Source organism: Desulfobulbaceae bacterium (genome assembly GCA_013792005.1).
Classification (GTDB): Bacteria; Desulfobacterota; Desulfobulbia; order Desulfobulbales; family VMSU01; genus VMSU01.
Genome location: VMSU01000203.1, coordinates 1 through 3,198, shown reverse-complemented (window position 1 = coordinate 3,198; position 3,198 = coordinate 1). Strand labels below are relative to the sequence as shown.

At 45.9% G+C, this 3,198-nt stretch carries 6 protein-coding genes; all 6 read left to right on the top strand.

Annotation, left to right across the window (positions count from 1 at the left end):
- Positions 1-102: 102 nt before the first annotated feature.
- The 6 genes from FP815_13105 (at position 103) to FP815_13080 (ending at position 2,994) form a co-directional block, all read left to right on the top strand.
- Positions 103-372: a peptidase gene (locus FP815_13105; GenBank protein ID MBA3015862.1), complete on the top strand. Its 270-nt coding sequence runs from the start codon at positions 103-105 to the stop codon at positions 370-372.
- Positions 373-384: 12 nt separating this feature from the next.
- Positions 385-693 carry a HigA family addiction module antidote protein gene (locus FP815_13100; protein ID MBA3015861.1) on the top strand — a complete coding sequence of 103 codons (309 nt, stop codon included), beginning with the start codon at positions 385-387 and terminating at the stop codon, positions 691-693.
- Between the two features lie 457 nt (positions 694-1,150).
- Entirely contained in the window at positions 1,151-1,465 is a 315-nt protein-coding gene (locus FP815_13095; GenBank protein ID MBA3015860.1) for a nucleotidyltransferase domain-containing protein, read from the top strand.
- A complete protein-coding gene (locus tag FP815_13090; GenBank protein ID MBA3015859.1) occupies positions 1,462-1,875 on the top strand; it encodes a HEPN domain-containing protein in 414 nt (137 codons plus the stop codon). The genes FP815_13095 and FP815_13090 overlap by 4 nt, the downstream gene beginning before the upstream one ends.
- Positions 1,876-1,959: 84 nt before the next feature.
- Entirely contained in the window at positions 1,960-2,145 is a 186-nt protein-coding gene (locus tag FP815_13085) for a hypothetical protein (protein ID MBA3015858.1), read from the top strand.
- Between the two features lie 6 nt (positions 2,146-2,151).
- Positions 2,152-2,994, top strand: a complete 843-nt coding sequence (locus FP815_13080; protein MBA3015857.1) for a hypothetical protein — start codon at positions 2,152-2,154, stop codon at positions 2,992-2,994.
- Positions 2,995-3,198 lie beyond the last annotated feature (204 nt).

Genomic DNA, 3,198 nt, shown 5'->3' with positions numbered 1-3,198 from the left:
TTCTGGTCATCGTCCTGGCCACTGATCTGGTCATTTGCCTCGTGTTGATCATCAATCTCGCAGGGCATTGACAACCGAAACGCTACGCTATACAATAGTGACATGATCAAATCATTTCGGCACAAAGGAATACAAGTATTCTTCGAGACTGGCAGCAAAGCAGGCATACAGCCACATCATGCGCAGAAACTGAGGCGGCAGTTGATGCGTTTGGACCTTTCCAAAAGCGCCAGCGATATGAATGTGCCGGGTTGGAGACTACACCAGTTAACGACCGGACATTGGTCCATCTGGGTCAACGGCAATTGGCGTATGACGTTCGGCTTTGATGGTGAAAACGCCGTGCTGATTGATTATCAGGATTACCATTAGGAGGAACATACAATGAGCAACATGCACAACCCACCACATCCAGGCGAAACCTTACGAGAGGACGTTTTACCAGCTCTAGGACTGACAATTACCGAAGCGGCAAAACAGCTCGGCGTTACTCGTGCCGCGTTGTCCAGAGTGGTTAACGAGCACGCTGCCATCTCGCCAGAGATGGCCTTACGCTTAGAAGGCTGGCTCGGAGTCGAGAACGGCGGACGCGCTGACCTGTGGATTGGCCAGCAGGCTGCATACGATCTCTGGCACGCACGCCAAGCCGGAACACCAAAAGTACAGCGTGCCGAACTAATAGTAACAGCATAGTTCTACTTTGTCACATTAGATTCACAGCATTATTGTTCGTCATTCCGGCACGATTTTAGCCGGAATCCAGTCTGTTCGAGCTCTCTGGACCCCGGCTAACACCGTGCCGGGTTAACGAAAAAGGCTGCTGGCGTTATTTGATTGGTAATGTGACAAAGTAGAAATAGCCAATCTCGAAATAGAAAATCAACGTTATTCGCTTGAGGCCTGCTCACTTGACGTTGGCTGACTTTGACGAATTTCTGGGTACATACACCCCAACGAATACAACTTTGCCATATCTTTAGTCCTTTATTTTTTCCTTATTAGCATTTACTTTCATTGAAGATCAATGCTCTCTTTAACATGACGCGATATATGCGTTGCCAACCGTGCCGAACAAGACAACAACCTTAAGCTGTAGCAAATTTCTCGCAGATCGACTTTTTCATTCCCAATAAATCGGTACCGTGACCTCATGAACAGAAAAGATCGCTCCATAGCTAAGCACTTCAAAAAACTTCTCCTAAAAAAAATAACTCCTGTAGACGTAAGGGTATTCGGATCTAGGGCTCGTGGCGATTCCACGCCAGATTCCGATCTTGATATGTTTATTGTTGTCGAACATACAACCCATGAAATTGAGAAATATATCAGTAACTGTGCATGGGAAGCAGGCTTTGAGCAGAATATTGTAATCGTCCCGGTAGTTGTTGTTAAAGACAAGCTCAGAGGTTCTGTGGGGAAATCCGCATTTATCCATAATGTCTATCGAGAAGGTATCGTCGTATGATTGAACATAAGAAGTCCCTCATCGAATTCCGTCTTATTGAAGCAAATGACTCCTTAAAAGAAGCCACGGTTCTCCTTCAATCCGGCATGAGTTTCCGCTCCGTTATGAACCTGCTTTACTACGCCATGTTTTACGCTGTCCTCTCCCTGCTACAAGACAAAGCTATCGGGACATCGAAACATTCAGGTGCCATAGCACTCTTTGATCGGGAATATGTTAAGACTGGTGATTTCACCAAGGAAATGTCAAAGGCCCTTCATAGGGCCTTTCAACTTCGGCAGATTGGAGATTACATGGAGGAAACAATAGTAACACTTGAAGATATCGAGGAGATCCGACCACTTGCAGAACAGTTTGTGACCAATGTGGAAAATTTTTTCAGCGGAAATAATACACCTGATTCCAGATAAAATCATGCCGAGAAGACGATACATCTCATATGGAATTAGCGTGTAAGGAAATGAGACAAACTATCAACCTAAAAGGAACTCTGTATGCCAAAAATAACTATCGAATCGGAACTCTATGAACGCCTCAAAGACTGCTCCGTCATCGTTGGCTACTCCTCGGTCGAGGAATTCATCACCCATGTTCTAGAAAAAGAAGTCGCGCTGATCGAAGAAGCTGAAGATGACCCAGACGTCAAGGAACGCCTCAAGGGTTTAGGCTACATCTCCTGATTGGCCATGATCATCTTTTCCTTTTTAAATCAGCTTGTCGACCTCCTGGTCGCGCCTTTCCACGGCCTCGGCCCCATACCGCAACTAGTGCTCCTCAGCCTGGTCTCGACAGTAGCCCTGCTGGCCGCATTTAAACGCCTCTCCAATCAAGAGACAATCAGAAGCCATAAAAATAAAATCTTCGGAAATTTTCTGGAGATCGCTATCTACCGGGATCAATTTCGACGCTCGCTCATCTGCCAGGGCAGAATCTTAAAATACAACCTGCTGTATTTGGGTGCGATTGGCAAACCGCTCCTCCTGCTGATGATCCCCATGATCCTCGTTTGCCTGCAGCTTGAATACCGATTAGGCTACCAAACCATAAAACCTGGGCAATCATTCATCATCGAGGCCCAACTTGAAGACACGGCAAGCGAATCCTTGGCCGATATCACCAATCCCATTAGCATCATCACCTCCGACACCATTGACCTGGAAACCCCGGCCATGCGGATCCCTGCCACCGACCAGATCTTCTGGAAAGCCAGACTTATCCAAGACGGCTCACCTAATTTCATCAGTATAATGTTACCCGGCCAGAGCGACGCCGTCCGCAAGGATGTGGCTATTGGTAAACTAACAAACCGTTTCACACCAAAGAAAACTAAAATCGTAAACCTTGGCAATCTTGTAGACAGTGGTGAGGATGGCATAAACTCATCATCGCCAATCAAGACCCTTCGAGTCGCTTATAGCCCTGCCGAATATCCATTCCTCCGATGGACATTCTCTCCTATTGTGTACTATTTTATATTGACATTACTCTTCGGAGCCCTTCTCAAACCAGTAATGAAAGTTTCTATTTAATTTAACAACAGGACAATAAGACAGAATTAGCACGCCCATCGTTATACTTAATTTTTCCAAGACATTTTTAAACCTTCAGACAGCTCAACATTATGGTTCGCCATGTTCACTATAATCAAGATATCAAAAGCGATTCGACAGTCGCCCTCGAAATAAACTCTTTTGGAATCCTTTTTCATGACACCCTCCTCCCACCCCAAGGCA

What these genes read in the sequence shown, in the direction of transcription:
- FP815_13105 (MBA3015862.1), top strand. Translation starts at nt 103, where the DNA reads ATGATCAAATCATTTCGGCACAAAGGAATACAAGTATTCTTCGAGACT.
- FP815_13100 (MBA3015861.1), top strand. Translation starts at nt 385, where the DNA reads ATGAGCAACATGCACAACCCACCACATCCAGGCGAAACCTTACGAGAG.
- FP815_13095 (MBA3015860.1), top strand. Translation starts at nt 1,151, where the DNA reads ATGAACAGAAAAGATCGCTCCATAGCTAAGCACTTCAAAAAACTTCTC.
- FP815_13090 (MBA3015859.1), top strand. Translation starts at nt 1,462, where the DNA reads ATGATTGAACATAAGAAGTCCCTCATCGAATTCCGTCTTATTGAAGCA.
- FP815_13085 (MBA3015858.1), top strand. Translation starts at nt 1,960, where the DNA reads ATGCCAAAAATAACTATCGAATCGGAACTCTATGAACGCCTCAAAGAC.
- FP815_13080 (MBA3015857.1), top strand. Translation starts at nt 2,152, where the DNA reads ATGATCATCTTTTCCTTTTTAAATCAGCTTGTCGACCTCCTGGTCGCG.